The organism is Paramesorhizobium deserti (assembly GCF_001558695.1).
Taxonomy (GTDB): Bacteria; Pseudomonadota; Alphaproteobacteria; order Rhizobiales; family Rhizobiaceae; genus Paramesorhizobium; species Paramesorhizobium deserti.
Genome location: NZ_LNTU01000041.1, coordinates 150,734 through 167,710, shown reverse-complemented (window position 1 = coordinate 167,710; position 16,977 = coordinate 150,734). Strand labels below are relative to the sequence as shown.

General features: G+C 59.3%; 14 protein-coding genes and 2 pseudogenes. 4 read left to right on the top strand and 12 right to left on the bottom strand.

Annotation, left to right across the window (positions count from 1 at the left end; genetic code table 11):
• Window positions 1–151 (bottom strand): annotated as a pseudogene (locus tag ATN84_RS27985) (DNA primase); the annotation flags it as partial.
• A gap of 360 nt (window positions 152–511) precedes the next feature.
• Here ATN84_RS27985 and ATN84_RS25745 point away from each other — a divergent pair.
• Window positions 512–1,702 carry a DUF1173 domain-containing protein gene (locus ATN84_RS25745; protein ID WP_068885361.1) on the top strand — a complete coding sequence of 397 codons (1,191 nt, stop codon included), beginning with the start codon at window positions 512–514 and terminating at the stop codon, window positions 1,700–1,702.
• Between the two features lie 67 nt (window positions 1,703–1,769).
• Here ATN84_RS25745 and ATN84_RS25740 read toward each other — a convergent pair whose 3' ends face one another.
• From ATN84_RS25740 to ATN84_RS28210, 4 genes are read right to left on the bottom strand one after another with little or no spacing between them, the layout of a single operon-like run.
• Window positions 1,770–1,955: an acetyltransferase gene (locus tag ATN84_RS25740; protein WP_244491226.1), complete on the bottom strand. Its 186-nt coding sequence runs from the start codon at window positions 1,953–1,955 to the stop codon at window positions 1,770–1,772.
• A 34-nt stretch (window positions 1,956–1,989) separates the two neighbouring features.
• Window positions 1,990–3,198, bottom strand: coding sequence for a DUF932 domain-containing protein (locus ATN84_RS25735; protein ID WP_425287452.1), 1,209 nt, complete (start codon window positions 3,196–3,198; stop codon window positions 1,990–1,992).
• Between the two features lie 23 nt (window positions 3,199–3,221).
• The gene (locus tag ATN84_RS28215; protein WP_425287451.1) at window positions 3,222–3,842 is read right to left on the bottom strand and encodes a ferric reductase-like transmembrane domain-containing protein; all 621 of its coding nucleotides are present in this window, start codon (window positions 3,840–3,842) and stop codon (window positions 3,222–3,224) included.
• On the bottom strand, window positions 3,739–4,563 hold the full coding sequence (locus tag ATN84_RS28210) for a ferric reductase-like transmembrane domain-containing protein (RefSeq protein WP_425287450.1): 825 nt from the start codon (window positions 4,561–4,563) through the stop codon (window positions 3,739–3,741). Before ATN84_RS28210 ends, ATN84_RS28215 begins: the two co-directional genes overlap by 104 nt.
• 244 nt (window positions 4,564–4,807) lie before the next feature.
• On the opposite strand from ATN84_RS28210, the gene ATN84_RS25725 reads away from it, so the two are divergent.
• Window positions 4,808–8,221 carry a type III effector HrpK domain-containing protein gene (locus ATN84_RS25725; protein ID WP_068885359.1) on the top strand — a complete coding sequence of 1,138 codons (3,414 nt, stop codon included), beginning with the start codon at window positions 4,808–4,810 and terminating at the stop codon, window positions 8,219–8,221.
• Between the two features lie 414 nt (window positions 8,222–8,635).
• Entirely contained in the window at window positions 8,636–10,813 is a 2,178-nt protein-coding gene (gene katG, locus ATN84_RS25720; protein ID WP_068885375.1) for a catalase/peroxidase HPI, read from the top strand.
• 213 nt (window positions 10,814–11,026) lie between these two features.
• Here the strand turns inward: katG and ATN84_RS25715 are convergent, their stop codons facing one another.
• From ATN84_RS25715 to ATN84_RS25705, 3 genes are all read right to left on the bottom strand, one after another.
• The gene (locus tag ATN84_RS25715) at window positions 11,027–11,311 is read right to left on the bottom strand and encodes a type II toxin-antitoxin system RelE/ParE family toxin (protein WP_068885358.1); all 285 of its coding nucleotides are present in this window, start codon (window positions 11,309–11,311) and stop codon (window positions 11,027–11,029) included.
• Entirely contained in the window at window positions 11,308–11,589 is a 282-nt protein-coding gene (locus ATN84_RS25710) for a type II toxin-antitoxin system ParD family antitoxin (RefSeq protein ID WP_068885357.1), read from the bottom strand. Before ATN84_RS25710 ends, ATN84_RS25715 begins: the two co-directional genes overlap by 4 nt.
• 363 nt (window positions 11,590–11,952) lie before the next feature.
• Window positions 11,953–13,089 carry an MFS transporter gene (locus ATN84_RS25705; RefSeq protein ID WP_201026448.1) on the bottom strand — a complete coding sequence of 379 codons (1,137 nt, stop codon included), beginning with the start codon at window positions 13,087–13,089 and terminating at the stop codon, window positions 11,953–11,955.
• 152 nt (window positions 13,090–13,241) lie between these two features.
• On the opposite strand from ATN84_RS25705, the gene ATN84_RS25700 reads away from it, so the two are divergent.
• Entirely contained in the window at window positions 13,242–14,300 is a 1,059-nt protein-coding gene (locus ATN84_RS25700) for a GlxA family transcriptional regulator (RefSeq protein WP_082766512.1), read from the top strand.
• Window positions 14,301–14,343: 43 nt separating this feature from the next.
• On the opposite strand, the pseudogene ATN84_RS26540 reads toward ATN84_RS25700, so the two are convergent.
• The 4 genes and pseudogenes from ATN84_RS26540 to ATN84_RS25685 all read right to left on the bottom strand — a co-directional run.
• Window positions 14,344–14,623: pseudogene (locus tag ATN84_RS26540) on the bottom strand (DUF3363 domain-containing protein); the annotation flags it as partial.
• A 359-nt stretch (window positions 14,624–14,982) separates the two neighbouring features.
• Window positions 14,983–15,495 carry a peptide-methionine (S)-S-oxide reductase MsrA gene (gene msrA / locus ATN84_RS25695; protein WP_068885355.1) on the bottom strand — a complete coding sequence of 171 codons (513 nt, stop codon included), beginning with the start codon at window positions 15,493–15,495 and terminating at the stop codon, window positions 14,983–14,985.
• Entirely contained in the window at window positions 15,495–15,941 is a 447-nt protein-coding gene (gene msrB / locus ATN84_RS25690; protein WP_068885374.1) for a peptide-methionine (R)-S-oxide reductase MsrB, read from the bottom strand. Before msrB ends, msrA begins: the two co-directional genes overlap by 1 nt.
• Before the next feature lie 149 nt (window positions 15,942–16,090).
• Window positions 16,091–16,966, bottom strand: a complete 876-nt coding sequence (locus ATN84_RS25685) for a LysR family transcriptional regulator (protein ID WP_068885354.1) — start codon at window positions 16,964–16,966, stop codon at window positions 16,091–16,093.
• Window positions 16,967–16,977: the final 11 nt, after the last annotated feature.

Sequence of the window (16,977 nt, the reverse complement as noted above, 5' to 3'; positions counted from 1 at the left end):
CTAGATGCACATAGAGTGAGCGGCCTTCATTGTTGGCGACGTCGCCAACGACCCAGTAATTGCCGGCTCTGCGGCCGGCGGAAAGATAATGCCGACAGACAGCCTCGGCATCGCGCGCAAGACGGTCCGCCAGATCCGTGGCGGTAAGCATGAAACATCTCCTTCGCGATCAGCTAAAGATGTCGAGCAGGCGATGACGCTGAATCAGGCTGCAAAGGATCGCCGGCCACTCCTTCCTCGACACAAGGAAGCGCCACGCCAGGGCAATCATCCTGGATGAACAGGCCGATTACCCACGACGGGCTGCCGAAAGCCGCATCTCCAGCTTCCATCCCACCTCTTCCCGTCCCCCGCTCTCTCACATTCACGTCCGTGTCAGACCGTACCACCCGTCCTTACGTCCATCATCATTTATACTAGTAAATTTCTGATAGTCTAATCGATACCGTCCGTGTTACATCTATCCCAGCATGATCGATGCTGCCTCTTGCCCGACGTGAGGAGGAAAGAGATGCGAAAGTTCACGATCGGCGACAGGACGCTGGATGAAAACTCCCGGGAGCTTGAGGAGCTTCTTCCCTATGCCTATGAGCAGCGGCTACGGCCGCTGTGTATGTGCATGGAGCCGCCCGTTCCGATGTATATCGCGCGGCTGGACGGGCAGCATCTCGTCAAGCGCATGCCTTTAACCGGGCGCGACCATGATCCTTCATGCCCATCCTGTGATCCGCCGTACGAGCTATCCGGCCTGGGACCGCTGATTGGCAATGCGATCCAGGTCGATGCAAGCGGGAAGGCCGACCTGAAGCTGGACTTTTCCCTGACGAAGAGAGGGCCTCGGTCGTCACCGGTTGCCTCTTCGGAACCATCGGAAACGGGCATCCGCGGTGAAGCGAAGAAGCTCTCGTTGCGGGCGATGCTGCACTATCTGTGGGAAGCTGGAGAACTGACTGAATGGCGCTCCACCTGGGCCGGCAAACGCGGTTGGGGCCGGGTACGCAACAGCCTTCTTCACGCGGCCTCGCTGATGACAGCGAGAGGCGAGCCCCTGAACAACATGCTCTTCGTTCCTGAGCCTTTTCATTCCGAAGACAGGGACGCTATCAGCGCCCGCCGGGCGGCTGCGCTCAAGGACATACAGACAACTGGCCCGGGCCCGCGTAAGCTGATGCTGATCGTGGCTGAGGTGAAGGAGTTCGCCGCCGCGCGGGAGGGACACAGGATCGTTGTTCGGCATCTGCCATTCGCCCTGATGATCGACGATGGCGCATGGGGACGATTGACCGCACGTTACGAGGCCGAACTGGAGCTCTGGCGCTCGAATGAAGGTTTTCATCTGATCATTATCGCGACGTTCGGGATTTCGGCCTCCGGCATCGCTTCGGTCGAGGAGATCGCGCTGATGGTGGTCAACGAGCATTGGCTGCCTTTCGAGAATATCAACGAGCTGCGACTGCTTGAGAAGCTGAGCTTTCTCAAGCGCAAGAGCATCAAGGGGTTGCGCTTCAACCTGTCGCGCGATCAGCCGATCGTGTCGGTGACGCTGCCGGAGCACAAGCCTGCTCCGGTCGCGATGTTCATCGTGCCTGCGGCAGCCGGAGACGATTACGAGCATGCGCTTGCGGATATGATTGAAGCGAGACCGGAGATTACGCCCTGGGTCTGGAAGGTGGCGGACGGGGAGATGCCACGGCTTCCTTGATACAGAAGTCAGTTGAATGCCTGATTTGGCGTCGTAGGAGCTTGGTGGGGGTAAACCAACGACAATGTCAGGTTTCCAGCGCCCCGTTCAGATCACGCAGCCCGACCATCAGCATCATGGGGTCCGATGGCGAAGGCAGGAACCCGACCGCTTCATGGAAGGCTCGCGCATCCTGGGAAATCGCGTGCACCAGCAGACCGCGGATGCCGAGAATTTCAGCGGCATTCATTAGTCGCAGGCCCGCATCACGCACCAGGGCTCGCAGCCTTCCTTGCCAGACAGAGCACTCAGGCCGCACTCTCGAGCAGCTTTTTAGCCTTGCCTTCGAGTTCCAGCCGCGTGTCCTGATGAACCTTGCCACGTGCCAGCGCGGTGATGCCCTGCACGAAGTCGAACACGCTCTCCGGCGGCCTTCCTTCTTCGGAAAGCACTGTCTCGATGATTTTGCCGGTTTCGTCCCTGGAGAAACCACGATGGCGCAGGAAAGTCTGGCGGTCCTCGTCGTTGCGCGCAACGATGCGTTGGCGCGCGGCATGGATGCCGGCGATAAAGGATGACGGCGAGGAACTGGCAAAGTTCGCAAGCGCTGGGGCCGCTTCGTGGGCGAAGCGTTGCGCGGCAAATTTCGAGTGCCGGATGGTGATTTTCTCGAAATTTTCAGTGCCCCACAGATTCCTGTTGGCACAAACGGCGCGCAGGTAAAAGCTTGCAATTCCGAGCGTTTTCGAGCCGACTTCGCTGTTCCAGGCATAGAAGCCGCGAAAGTACAGATCCGGTTCGCCATTCGGAAGACGACCAGCCTCGATCGGGTGCGTGTCGTCAACCAGAAATACGAACACATCCCTGTCCGAGGCGTAAAGCGTCGTCGTGTCCTTCGTGATGTCCACAAAGGGGTTGTGGGTCATTGTCGACCAGTCGAGCACGCCCGGCACTTTCCAGATCGTGTCGCCGGTGCCGTTGCCCGCGATGTTCATCACGGCCGAGATCAGTTCGTGGTCCCATATGCGCCCGTACCCGGAACCCGTCACCGCCCTCAGCTCGACACGCCCGTCGTCCATCTCCAGCGTCTTCACCAGTTCGGAGCGGTTATTGAGGAGACCGTGCTGGAGATTGATCGCGGCGAGCGGCGCGGGCAATTGGCGCATATAGGTCGACGGAGCACCGACCAGGCTGCAAAGCTGCCCGTAGCTCCAATGCGTCGGCGTGAGTGGCTGGTGTTCGCCGGGGACGACGAAGGAGATGCGCTCGGCATTGTCGCGGGTTGCTTCCACGCGGATCGCCGCGCTTTCCACGGTCCGGGCGTGGGCGCGGTCGGCACGGAACTTGACGGCATGATGAAGCTCGGGGAGCGACAGATACCCGCACGTCGTTTTATCGCAAAACACCACGATTTGCCGATTACATGCTCGTGAGCGCCAATATCGACGTGCAGCATTTCGACGTCGTCCACGAGCCGGAAGTCTCGGATCATCGGGCGCTTGTCCTCGACTTCGCATGATGGTGCTTCAAAGAAATTGCCTCACCGCAGATTGAACAGTTCCTGATGGAAACGCTCCGTCACCGGTAGCCCCTTTGCCGCGAAATCTTGTCGCAGAGCCCCGCCAAAGCCGGCGGGCCCGCAGAACCAGATGCTCGCATCGCGCCATTCCGGCACCTCCTTGCGAATCCGTTCACCGGACAAGAAGCCGTCGCGGGCGTCGACAAGCACATGCAGGCGGATGTCCGCTGCCTTGGCGTCAGCCCTCAGTTTCGCAATGGCCGTCCCGTCATATTCGGCAGTCGTATGGAAGAGATCAATCACCGGATGCGCCCGGTCAGGATGTAGTCCTTGCTGCGCGATATGCTTCATGGCCGCGATGAAAGGCGTGATGCCGATGCCGCCGCCGATCCAGATCTGCCGAGGCTGGCCGTTGTCGAACGTGAAGCAGCCATAGGGCCCTTCAATCTTGACGTCCTGTCCAACGCGCAGCTTTTCGCGCAGTCGGCTGGTATGGTCGCCAAGCTCCTTGGTGACAAAGGTGATAAGCGGCTTTTCGTCATTCCATCCTGACGCGATGGTGTAGGGATGCGCGCCTTCCGATCTGTCGGAAGTGGCGAAGGCGAACTGGCCAGGCTTGTGACCGGGCCAGCCATGCGGCACCTCGATCTCCGTTTCGAACGCCCAGATAATACTGCATGGACGTGATCCTGCCCTGGACCTGCCGGGAAACGCCGACACGACGCAGGAGTACAATGAATGCCGCATAGGTGCCGGCCGCCAGGAGCGGTGCCATGACGATGCCGACCGGCGCCGTCCAATAGCTGAATTTCACCAGCACGATGGCGTGGAACACAAGCACCAGATAGGCGAGCGCCAGCAGGCGGTGGGTCTTGTAGAACAGCCGGTACGGAAAGCGCTTGATCAGCGCCAGCGCGATCAGCAGCACGGCGGCATAAAAGGCCCATTCGCCGATCCCCTCGGCAGAACCGCGCAACGTCATGAAGAATTGCTCGATCGGATTTTCCAGGACCGGTGCCGTCCCGCGTGCCCGCCGTTCGATCAGGCCCCAGCCCACCGCCCATTTCGGTCCCTTGGCCCATAGCCAATGAAGGACGGCGACGACGAGCACCCCAATGCCCAGCCATTTGTGCAGGCGATACATCTTGTCCAGCCCGCCGAGCCAGCCCTCTGGCCAACGAGGCCGAAGCGCCAGAACCATCGCCATGCTCATCCCAGCCATGGCGATGATGCCGCTGTATTGAACCACGATCTCGCGAAAGGCGAGGAACCCGGCGGATTGGAACAGTTGGGGTTCGGAGAAAATCCACAGAACGCTCAACAAACCCAATATGCCCCAGAAGGTTCGTTTGATATTCGCCATGGATCGCATTCCGTCGTGAACAATCAAGAACCCGCCTAGCAGGCAGCCGGAAACGCGTCGTTGATATTTATCAAGCGGTACCGCACCGTCGTGATTTCAAAGTTTGCAGAGCCACCACTTCAAACGCTTGTCACGAACCTGCTCTAAGCATGCAGAAGTTGCAGGAAAGGGCGAGAACCGAACCTTACCGCGCTCCCGAACCAGTCGAAATATTTGTCCCCAATGACTTAAGGAGAGTTCTGCGATGTCCAAGATCAGCGCGACACAACCCAACTCGACAGGCGGTCCGGTAGACATCAGCGCATCCCAGGCGAACTGGGAATTTATCGTCGCAAAAGCGAAGCAGCAGGACGGCAACAATGTCAATCCAGACGCTGAACGGCTGGGAATCGTCTGGGAACTGCCGAAAGGCGACAACCGCTCCGCGCAGGACATCATCGATGATACACCACTTCTTCGCGATCTCGGCAACCAGAGCGGCGTCAAGGACATGCTGAGGAACAGGGTCGGCGATTTCGAGCATGATGCCGACGCCGCATTCAAGGCCAAGCAGGTGCTTGAACATATCGAGACCTTCGACGAGGAAGGAAACAGGATAGCCGGAAAGGATGTCGGCAATGGCCGCATAGACGGCTTCACCAGCAGTGGCGAAGCCAGGCATGGCACGGAGGCCGGCCGCTTGCAGGATTTCGGCAAGTACGGCCTTTCCAATCTTAAGGGTGAACTCCAGAATCCAGCATCGGTCGGCGATGATCAGGAAGCCCGCGAACAAGCCGAAGCGTTGGGAATCGAGTGGACCCGCCCGGAAGGCGATGACCGCTCCGCGCGGGACATCATCGATGATACACCGCTTCTGCGCGATCTCGGCAACCAGAGCGGCGTCAAGGACATGCTGAAGGACAGGGTCGGCGATTTCGAGCACGACGCCGACGCCGCCTACAGGGCCAAGCAGGTCCTCGAACATATCGAAACCTTCGATGAGGAAGGAAACAAGATAGCCGGGAAGGACGTCGACAATGGTCGGATCGACGGCTTCACCAACAGCGGCGAAGCCCGGCACGGCACGGAGGCGGGCCGGCTGCAGGATTTCGGCAAGTATGGGTTCTCCAACCTCAAGGGTAAACGCACCGATTGGGGATCGGTCGGCAAGGATCAGGAAGCCCGCGAACAAGCCGAGGCCCTTGGAATTGAGTGGACGCGCCCGAAGGGTGATGACCGCTCCGCGCAGGATATCATCGATGATACGCCGCTTCTGCGTGATCTCGGCAATCAGAGCGGTGTCAGGGACATGCTGAAGGACAGGGTGGGCGATTTCGAACACGATGCCGACGCCGCCTACAGGGCCAAGCAGGTGCTTGAACGCATCGAGGGATATAATGAGGAAGGAAAGATACTGACCGGCGACGATGTCGGCAATGGGCGCATCGACGGTTTCACCAAGAGCGGCGAAGCCAAGCATGGCACGGAGGCAGGCCGGCTGCAGGATTTCGGCAAGTATGGCTTTTCCAGCCTCGATGGAGAGAGCGGCAAATACAGGGACTTCGTGAAAAACAATCCCGATGCGGATGAAACCTCGAAGAAGATTTTCAAATACGCTTCCATCCTCGAACAGAATTATGACGCCATCAAAGATGCGACCGATTCAGGAGACCATCTGACGGCCGATGCCCTGAAAAAATACAGGGAAGACAATCCTGATATCAGCGACGAATTCAAGGAAGCGCTGGATTTCTGGTCCAATCCGGGAGCATTCAGCATCCTCGAGACGGCTCAGGACAATCTGAAATTCGCTCCCGACGGCAAGTTGAGCGACAAGGACATATCGGGCTGGCTGACGAACCAGGCGCCGAAGGATGCGGGATCGGCGGTCGCTCTCCTGTCGAGCATTGCTGACAGGAGCATCGTGTCTGGCGTTGATACGAAGAACCTCGACAAGGATGTCTTCGAACATCCGGAAAATTATTCGCCCGAGCAGAAAGCAGCCGTATTGCAGGAATTGCTGCAGGCCCGGCAATTGGTCATCCAGGGTGCTGGTGCGGGCATGTGGAAGGACGATTACGGCAAGGTCGCCATCGCCAACGATGCAGGCGTCTATTGGGAGCCCGAAAAGCTTCTCGAGGATATCAACAACCACATCGAAATCCTGCAAAACGATCCCGAAACCGTCAAATACATGAGTGAAAACGGGGCCGGTGCGCTGGAGAAGCTGGTCGGAGATAATGAAGGTCTCAAGGAAGCGCTGACCAAAACCTATGAAGACGAAATCAAGTCGGGCAAGGCGCTTGACGATCTCTGGAAGACACGGTCGGAAGGCGAGAACGGGGCGGATCAGCAGGCAATCCTTGCCGAATTCTTTGGAAATGCGCAGGTATTCCAGTCCGCCCTGGGTATCGAAGACATTTCAGAACTCCAGAGGGCCGTCCAGAATTCCTCCCACAATGGCGAATTCGAGGAATTCTACGAAAATTCCCTCGTTTCGGGCGATCGCCTGAAGGAACTCCTGAAAGACCATTCCTTCGAGGAGGCAACCAGCGCGTTCAGCATGGAGGTCGCGCTCTATAATGCCGCGCTCAATCCCGAATTCACCGGTCAGTTCGATACGCAACTGAACGACAATTTCACCGACATCGTTCAGGAGAATGCTTTCAAGGACGCCTCTTTCGAGGACCTCAAGGAAGTTTTCGGCGTCAATGGCGGCGATGAGCTCGATGAGGAAAAGGTGAAGAAACTCATCGAGCAGATCAGCAAGGACAGCCCCGAGCTCCTGCTGAACCAGGATGGAACACTGGCGACGCCGGATTCGATCCTGGCGACCTTCAGGGGCGACTGGGATCTGCTGCGCCAGGGAACAAAGACCTTCGACCAGTTGGGGCTTCTGGACAAGGATTCATCAGCTAGGGGAGCCGCGAACGCGGGTGTCCTGCACGGCGTCAGCGGTCTCTTCCTGGTCGGTGTCACGATCGCCAAGGGCGCCGGCGGCGCGGGCAATTTGACCGACAGGCAGATCGTCGACATCACCACCGGCTCGGTCATGACGGCCACGATCCTGACCGAGGGCGGGATAAAGGGGTACCGGGATTATCTCAATGGCCTGAAAGACAAGGTCAGCGACGATCTTCTCAACAACATAGGCTCGCTTCTCGATGACGTTTCGCCGGAAAGCCAAGTCGCGCAGGACAAGAACAAGTTCTACGAAAAACTGGGATCGAATCTGAGGAAATTCGAAGAAGCGGCCAAGGGTCTCGGCGGGATCGCCGGCATAGCCGCCGGCGCCTATGCCATCTTCGATGGCGTGAAGGCGATCCGAAACGGCGACAAGGTTGGCGGTGGGTTCAGCATCGCGGCCGGCGCGGCGGGTGCGATGGCCGGATTGGCATCCGCCGTCGAAGGCGGATTGGGCGTGTTGGGCGCCACCGTGCCGCGCCTGATTCCGATCCTGGCGGGCGGCCTCGGGATGCTTGCCGCAGGCGTCGGCGCAGTGGCGCTGCTCATCCCGGGACTTATCGCCGAGGGCAAGCACCAGAGCAAGGTCGACTCTTTCGGGCCGCTGCTCGGCAGCTATCTTGAAAAATACGAGATCGACGGCGTCGAGAACGGTGATCTCAGCGATATACCGGATGAGGACTGGCCGGGCGGAGACCAGACCGGCCTCTCTTGATCTCAAAACAGCCTTGGATCGAGGGCAAATTCCTCGTGGTCGACAATCTTCACTTCAGCCGAGTCAGGATGATTGTGGTTGATAAGGACGTTCAGGTCCGGAGAACCCGTGACGATACGATCACCGAAGGAACCCGCAGCAATGGCGTGGCCTGGCTTTTATGCCAGGCGTCCCCGCGCTGTTGGCTCCACGCTTCATTGCGCCGCCAATCGGGCGGCGCCCCGTCAAATGTTAAGCCAGAAGGGAAGCGACAATTTCGACCGGGTCGGCGGAATGATCATCCGATGATCCGTCGGCTATCTCATAAGGAAATCCTATCAATAATAACGGAAAACGTAATTGGCGATTATCGTCTGGTTTCCTTATTCTGGAATCATTCCAGGCAATGAGCGGCAAGACCGATTGGAGGAAATCATGGACGCAAAGACTGACGACAATGCGGGCAAATGCCCGTTCACAGGCGGCACCCGCGGACGCAGGAATCGTGACTGGTGGCCAGAGCTGCTGGATATCGATGTCCTCCATCGGAACTCTGATTTATCCGATCCGATGGGTGAAGCATTCGATTACGCCGAAGAATTCAAGAGCCTCGACCTCAATGCCGTGATCGAGGATCTGCGCGCCCTGATGACGGATTCACAGGACTGGTGGCCGGCCGATTTCGGTCACTATGGCGGATTGTTCATTCGCATGGCGTGGCACAGCGCGGGTACATACCGCATCACCGACGGTCGCGGCGGGGCAGGCGCCGGGCAGCAGCGCTTCGCGCCTCTCAGCTCCTGGCCTGACAACGCCAACCTCGACAAGGCGCGCCGGCTTCTGTGGCCGATCAAGCAGAAATATGGCCGCAAGATCTCCTGGGCCGACCTGATGATCCTTACCGGCAATGTCGCCCTGGAATCGATGGGTTTCAAGACCTTCGGTTTCGCGGGCGGCCGCAAGGATGTCTGGGAACCGGAAGAGCTTTACTGGGGTCCCGAAGGAACTTGGCTCGGCGACGAACGCTACAGCGGAGAGCGTGAGCTTCAGAACCCGCTCGCCGCGGTGCAGATGGGCCTGATCTACGTCAATCCGGAAGGGCCGAACGGCAATCCGGATCCGGTTGCGGCGGCAAAGGACATTCGCGAAACCTTCTTCCGAATGGCGATGAACGACGAGGAGACCGTAGCGCTGATCGCCGGCGGTCACACCTTCGGCAAGACCCATGGCGCCGGTGACCCGTCATTGGTCGGTTCGGATCCGGAAGGCGCCGCGATCGAGGACCAGGGACTCGGCTGGAAAAGCGGGCATGGCACCGGCTTCGGCGCCGACGCGATCACCGGTGGCCCGGAAGTCACCTGGTCGCAGACGCCGACCAGGTGGAGTAACTACTTCTTCGACAATCTGTTCAACTATGAATGGGAGCTGACGAAGAGTCCGGCCGGCGCCTGGCAGTGGAAGGCGAAGAACGCGGAAGCCACTGTTCCCGATGCGTACGACCCATCGAAGAAGCATGTGCCGACCATGCTGACCACGGATTTGTCGTTGCGGTTCGACCCAGCCTACGAAAAGATCTCGCGCCGCTTCCACGAAAATCCGGATCAGTTCGCCGACGCGTTCGCCCGCGCCTGGTACAAGCTTACGCATCGCGACATGGGTCCTAAAGTGCGCTATCTCGGCCCGCTGGTGCCGGAAGAAATGCTGATCTGGCAGGACCCGGTCCCGGCGGTCGACCATGAGCTGGTGAGCCATGGGGACGTCACCGATTTGAAGGCGAAGATCCTCGCCTCTGGACTGTCGGTGTCGGAATTGGTCGCGACGGCCTGGGCATCGGCCTCGACCTTCCGCGGCTCCGACAAGCGGGGCGGCGCCAATGGCGCGCGCATCCGCCTTGAGCCCCAGAAGAACTGGGAGGTAAACGAGCCGGCCAAGCTCGCGAAAGTGCTCGGAACGCTTGAGGCAATCCAGAAGGAGTTCAACACGGCGCAGACCGGGGACAAGAAGGTGTCTCTTGCCGACCTGATCGTTCTCGGCGGTACAGCGGCGGTCGAGAAGGCCGCCAAGGATGCTGGGGTCAACGTCAATGTGCCCTTCACGCCGGGGCGGATGGACGCCTCCCAGGAGCAAACGGACGTGGAGTCCTTCGCCCCGCTAGAACCGCGGGCCGACGGTTTCCGCAACTATCTCAGCGGCAGGCAATTCATGATGCCGGAGGAAGAGCTGGTTGACCGGGCGCAATTGCTGACCTTGACGGCGCCGGAAATGACGGTCCTGCTCGGCGGGCTGCGCGTGCTGGGTGCCAATACCGGCAGCGCCGAGCATGGCGTCTTCACCAAAGAGGTAGGCAAGCTGACGAACGACTTCTTCGTCAATCTTCTGACCATGAACACGCAGTGGCAGCCCGTCGCTGACGGCACCTATGAGGGCCGCGACCGCAAGACGAACGAACTGAAGTGGCGAGCGACGCGTGTCGACCTGATCTTCGGCTCGCACTCGCAGCTCAGGGCACTGGCGGAGGTCTATGCCTGCGCCGACGCACAAGAGAAGTTCGTAAAGGACTTCGTGGAAGCGTGGACCAAGGTAATGAACGCCGACCGCTTCGATCTCGCCTGATCCGGACGGATCGACACCAATGAAGACGGGCGCGGGGCAATCCGCGCCGGTCGCTTCCTGATCTTTGGCGCATCTCAACTTCCCTTGTCTTGTTCGGCACGGCCAATCAGCTTCTCGATTTGGAAAGGAAGTTTGATTGGCCGTGCCGGTACGACCGGCAATGGCGGCAGGTCAGCCCTTCCGCCGGCCCCTCCGCACCTGTCATACATCCCCCTAGAGCAGGTCTTCCCATTGTCGTGCATCGTGCACGACACGGACGATCTCTGTCCCCTCGTCGATTTGGCGGTGCAAAATCAGGTAGTTTCCAACAGCGAAGCTTCTCAGTTCGGGGCGCACCTCTGGCCTAGCTATTCCGATACCTGGCATCTCCTCAATCCGCTGACAACGATGATGAATATCGTCGTACCAGCGTTTCGCCGCCGAAGGATTATCCTCGGCGATATAAAGGGCAATGGCTTCGATGTCCGCCTCGGCCTGTGGTCGAAGCCGATAGCTCATTCAGCCCCACGCTCGGCAATCCTGGCATCAAGCTTCTGCCCAATCCGAGCGACGGCTTCCTCACCATTGATGGCCGGACCGCTGTTCATGCCGGCATCCCACAACCGTCCCAATTCTTCGATGGCCTTGGTGCGCTGTGTCCGTCGATGCTTCCAGTCACGCAGAGCCTCCCGCATGACTTCACTCGCCGACGCATACTCGCCAGCCTCGACCACCTCTCGCATCATTGCCGTCATTTCCGGAGTGAGGGCGACGGTCACCTTTTCAACATTGGCCATAGGATCGTTCTCCTTTTGTCCGACGGTAGGCAAGTTACCACCGAAAGCAAGCGAAGAGTTTTCCGCTGGACAGACGGGATGACTCCGCCTCCTAACACTGGCGGCATCATCACAATCTCTCGTACGGCTGGCAGCAAACCGCCGAATGCCACTCGAAAATCCGGCTTTAGCGATTTTATTGGGTTAGCGGCTCTCTATAGAATAGATTTCGTGCCCATCGGGTTGCGTGCCCTCCGATGTGGTGGTGCGCGGGCCGTATCGTCCTCCAGCCCGCCGACATGGCGGCTGGCGGTGGCAATCAGGAACGCGAGGCCGATTGCGTTGCCGCCGCTGAGTGGTGTGAAGACGATCATCGACCCAGCGCTAACTTCTGCTCCGCTTGAGCAATATGAGCGCCAGAATTACGCCTGCGACAGTCACGGCGGCCCCGACGAGAGGAAGGGCACCAAGCCCCAGGCTACCGTCGATGATTTCGCCGCCAGCCAATGCTGCGAGAGCGGCGGCGATCTGAAATCCGGAGGCATTCAACGCGATCCCAAGCGTCGGTGCCTCCTGAGCGGCAATCAGAACTTTGGTCTGCATTCCGGGGATAACAGAGAAGGCAAGCGCGCCGATTACGAATATCATCAATGGTGCGGCGGGCTGGATGGCACCGATCAGCCAGAACAACGCAAGCGCAATGGCGAGACTCAAAAGCAGACCTATCATGGACGGAATCAACGCCCGATCCGACAGCCATCCACCGACGAGGTTTCCCAGCGTAGCGCCCACGCCGTAAAGCAGAAGCAGCGCCGGCACACTATCGGGAACGAACCCGCTGACATTGGTTAGAAGCGGGACGAGGTAAATAAAGAACATCAAGACCCCCGCATTCCCTACGGCGGTCGTGGCAAGCGCAAGTTGGAGATCGCGATTCTTCAAAACGCGAAGCTCGCCGACAACTGACCCGGTGGTAGGAATACCGTGAACAGGGACCAGCCTGACCAGAAGCGCCGCAGCGATACTCGCAAGGACCGCGATAGTGATGAAGGTCGAGCGCCATCCGAACTGCTGACCGATGAGTGTTCCAAGCGGGGCGCCCAGGATCATCGCCAGATTGAAGCCGAACGCGACCTTCGCGATGGCCGATGCCTGTTTGCCGGGCGCGGCAAGCGACGCCGCCACGACAACCGCCAGCGCAAAGAAGGTGCCCACAACCGATCCGCTCAGGAGTCTTGCCGCAAGCAGGGCGACGTAGCTCGGGGCCATCGCCGCAAACACATTTCCAGCGACGAACACGAGAAGGAGTGTCACCATCAACGGCTTGCGATGGGCGGAGACCGTCAGCAGCGTTACCAAGGGGCCGCCAACGATCATTCCGATTGCATAAGCGGTTACAAGGTGGCCCGCCGCAGGAATGGAAACCGCCAGGCCGGCTGCAACCTGAGGCAGGATGCCGGCGATGACGAACTCCGCCGTAGTGACTGAAAAAGCGCAAAGCGTGAGTGTCAGGATCGACAACAGCCCAGATGACTGTCGCTGATCCCTGGCGGCGCTGACCGTATGTGTGTCCATCCTGGCGTCATCCTTGGGTTATTTCCAAGGAGGCTACCCAAACGGCGCATTGTCATATATGACATCAACCCCTCGTTTCCTGCCAAAAGGAGGTGCGTATGGGCCGCCGCCGCACAATCGGTTTTGTCCTGTTCGATCAGGCATTGGCGTTGAACCTTAACGGTCCAGCGGAAGCATTCAGCGTTGCCAATCATGTGCTTTCGCAGGTTGACGGGGGATACGATCTCGTTTTTCTCTCGGAAGCGGGAGGGCTGGTGCGGACGAGTTGCGGCTTGTCAGTCGATACGCAGAGCCTGGAATCGATCGACCCGAGCGCGCTCGATACCCTCATTGTTGTCGGCGGCTTGAACGCTTGGGCGTTCACCGCAGATGCGCCGCTTGTTCAATGGATCTGCAAGGTATCGAAGACCGCGCGGCGCACATGCAGCATCTGCAACGGTGCCTTTCTTCTCGCAGCGGCCGGGCTGCTCGACGGACATCGCGCCGTAACGCATTGGTGTGAAGTCGAGCGATTGAGGGCCAGGCACCCGAATGTGCTCGTTGAACTCGACCCCATCTATTTGCAGGACGGCGCGATCTGGACTTCGGCGGGAATGACGGCCGGAATCGACCTCGCGCTCGCACTTATCGAGGATGACCATGGCCGACGAGTGAGCCTGAGGGTAGCCAAGGAACTGGTGGTCTTTCTCCATAGGCCGGGCGGGCAGGCGCAGTTCAGCAGCGCGCTTGACGCGCAAACCCGCCTCGGCACGGCGCCTCCGGTTGCCAGGCTTGCTGACCTTCCGACATGGATCATGAACAACCTGAACTCCGATCTCAGTGTTGATGGGCTGGCGAAGGTGGTGGGAATGAGTCCGAGGACTTTTGCTCGCAACTTCGCCCGATGGCATGGGGGCACACCTGCGAGTCTCGTCCAGGAGCTTCGTGTCGAAGCTGCCTGCCGTCATCTCGAGAACGGCGACACCGACATCAAGCGCATAGCCGACATATGCGGATTTGGTGATGAAGAGCGTATGCGGCGTGCATTTATGCGCCGCCTATCCATTCCACCGAGCGCCTATAGGGAACGGTTCGGTCACCCCATACCCGCCGCGCAGCGGAAGGTCCCACGAGCGGCTATAGACGGCTTTCGCGAGGCGGCGGTCGGACCAGCCTGAATGCAAGGAGTATGCCCGCATGACATACAATTAGACTTATCCTCCTTTGCCTTCCCAACTGCCGTGACACCGATCCGCCCTGCGCGATACCCATAAACCTCGCGGCCGAGCTGACGATCGATGACCGGCCGCCACCGGACAAGGGTGAACTCATGGCTCTTTTCGACCACGGCGAACTTGCCGCTCGATAGCTCAACAGTGCCGGTGAATTTGCCGCTGACGTTCTCGCCATCCTTGGCGGCGCGGAACGGTAGCCCCTTGTTCTCGGCCATCTCCGCGCAAACACGGGCAACCTCCCGCCGGCGCAGGGTGGCCAACCGATACGTCGATGAGCCCTCTTGAAGCCGCCTTCGCCAACCCCGACCCATCGCTGTGTCTTACGCGGTCCTCCGAGCGGGATGGTCCCTTCGTTGCCGGACTCGAGATATTGCTGCGCCAATGTGAAGTTCCTTGGCAAGGGTCGCAAACGTGGGAAACTCATATGCGTGACAGCCCGCTCACCAATCCTGAAGGAAGTACAATATCTTGAAGCCCACACCCGCCCAAGCTCAGGAGGCTGCGGTCACCGCCGTTTTCATCGATCCACCGGACATGCTCAAACGGAGGGGCCGGCAAGGCTACAATTCCCGGTTCCATGAGTTTCTCCCGCGGCTCGCGGCGCTATGCCGCGAGCCGCTTGTTTCTAGGCGGCAGTGCCGGTCCTTCGCGGCAACAGCCAGTTGGGACGTGGAAAATGGCAGGTATATCCCTGCGGATACCGTTCGAGATAGTCCTGGTGCTCGGGCTCGGCCTCCCAGAAATCACCGATCGGCTCGACTTCGGTAACGACCTTGCCTGGCCATAATCCCGACGCATCAACGTCTGCGATCGTATCGAGCGCAACGGCCTTCTGCTGATCGCTGGTGAAATAAATCGCCGAGCGGTAGCTTGTGCCACGGTCATTCCCCTGACGGTTGAGCGTCGTCGGATCATGGATCTGGAAAAAGAACTCGAGCACTTGGCGATAGGTGGTCTGCGAGGGATCGAAAATGACCTCGATCGCCTCGGCATGGGTACCGTGATCGCGATATGTCGCATTCGGCACATCGCCACCTGTATACCCGACCCGGGTCGAGATCACACCGGGCAGCTTACGGATGAGGTCCTGCATGCCCCAGAAGCAGCCACCGGCGAGAACGGCGCGTTCGGTCGTCATCAGATGTCCTCCACCTGGTTGAGATATTCACTGTAACCCTGCTCGGCCATCTCGTCGCGCGGCACGAAGCGCAGCGAAGCCGAATTGATGCAGTAACGCAGGCCGCCACGATCGGTCGGTCCGTCCGGGAAAACGTGGCCGAGATGACTGTCGCCATGCGTCGAACGCACTTCCGTCCGGATCATGCCGTGGCTGGTGTCGCGCAGCTCGTTCACGTTCGCCGGTTCGATCGGCTTGGTGAAGCTCGGCCACCCGCAACCCGACTCGTATTTGTCCGACGACGCGAACAGCGGTTCACCCGAGACGATATCGACATAGATGCCGGGTTCCTTGTTATGGAGAAGCGCACCGGTTCCCGGACGCTCGGTCGCACTCTGCTGCGTCACCCGATATTCCTCGGGCGACAGCCTGGCGATCGCAGTTTCTGTTTTCTTGTAGGCAGCCATGAATTCCTCCTTCGAATTCCTGTCCCAAAGATGGATACTCGATCCGAAGGTGTCCAATACGCCGCAACTATAATTTCAATGTGCCACTGACATGCGATGGGAAGCCTGTGCGGCAATCGCATCCATCAGGTCGGCACTTTTCACAGAATTCACGACCATGCAAACCGCTCTATCAGGACGCGGAGCTGCCGTAGCGCCGCGGCCGTCCCCGATCCGGAAATAGATTGGAATGCGACCGTGCGCGACAGGTCCAGCGTATCGACCGGGAGCAACGTGAGGCCGCCGACGATTGCCGAGCGCTCGGGTAGCATGCAAACACCGGCGCCTTCCGCCACGGCTTGTTGAATCAAATCCTCCCGTTCGGATCTAAGCCGCGGGATCATGATGATTGCGCGCTCATGCAGATGGTTTTGCACGCGCGTGCGGAATTCGCACTGGAGCCGATCGAGGTAAGGTTGCTCCGACAGGTCTGAAAGCGAAACCGAGGCCTGACTTGCCAAAGTGTGGTCTTGCGCCATCGCCAGTAACAGTCGCTCATGGAACATCTGGACGGTGGCGATCTTGGTGTTTCTGGCTGTTGGATCCGTGCAAAAGCACCCATCGATCTGGCCGAGGAGGAGACGCTCCATTCCTTCGTCGCGCGCAACTGGTTGCAAAACCAGTTCCAGCATCGGCATCTGCCGAAGGGCGTGGGAAACGAACCCGGTAATCAGCGCCGGCGCGATGGTGTTCACGATGCCCAGCGTCAAAGTCTCACGGCGACCATGAACTCGATTGAGGGATATAGCCCGGACCCGCTGCTCGCGGTCCGCAATCGCGGCGAATTCAGATCGTATTTCGCGGCCGAGCGCCGTCAGTCGACTATCTTTCCCATCGCGATAGACCAACGTTCCACCCAACTCCTGCTCGAGCCGCTGTATCGCTCTGGTGAGCGTGGGCTGGGACACTCCGCTCCGGATAGCTGCTTCGGTGAAATTGAGGGTATCCGCCAGGTTCAGGAAATATCGAATCTGGTTGAGTTCCATTGTTCTTCCTT

Excerpts from the sequence above, each read along its gene's own strand:
- ATN84_RS25745 (WP_068885361.1), top strand. The coding sequence starts at position 512 with ATGCGAAAGTTCACGATCGGCGACAGGACGCTGGATGAAAACTCCCGG.
- ATN84_RS25735 (WP_425287452.1), bottom strand. The coding sequence starts at position 3,198 with ATGCGAAGTCGAGGACAAGCGCCCGATGATCCGAGACTTCCGGCTCGT.
- ATN84_RS28210 (WP_425287450.1), bottom strand. The coding sequence starts at position 4,563 with ATGGCGAATATCAAACGAACCTTCTGGGGCATATTGGGTTTGTTGAGC.
- ATN84_RS25725 (WP_068885359.1), top strand. The coding sequence starts at position 4,808 with ATGTCCAAGATCAGCGCGACACAACCCAACTCGACAGGCGGTCCGGTA.
- katG (WP_068885375.1), top strand. The coding sequence starts at position 8,636 with ATGGACGCAAAGACTGACGACAATGCGGGCAAATGCCCGTTCACAGGC.
- ATN84_RS25715 (WP_068885358.1), bottom strand. The coding sequence starts at position 11,311 with ATGAGCTATCGGCTTCGACCACAGGCCGAGGCGGACATCGAAGCCATT.
- ATN84_RS25710 (WP_068885357.1), bottom strand. The coding sequence starts at position 11,589 with ATGGCCAATGTTGAAAAGGTGACCGTCGCCCTCACTCCGGAAATGACG.
- ATN84_RS25700 (WP_082766512.1), top strand. The coding sequence starts at position 13,242 with ATGGGCCGCCGCCGCACAATCGGTTTTGTCCTGTTCGATCAGGCATTG.
- msrA (WP_068885355.1), bottom strand. The coding sequence starts at position 15,495 with ATGACGACCGAACGCGCCGTTCTCGCCGGTGGCTGCTTCTGGGGCATG.
- msrB (WP_068885374.1), bottom strand. The coding sequence starts at position 15,941 with ATGGCTGCCTACAAGAAAACAGAAACTGCGATCGCCAGGCTGTCGCCC.
- ATN84_RS25685 (WP_068885354.1), bottom strand. The coding sequence starts at position 16,966 with ATGGAACTCAACCAGATTCGATATTTCCTGAACCTGGCGGATACCCTC.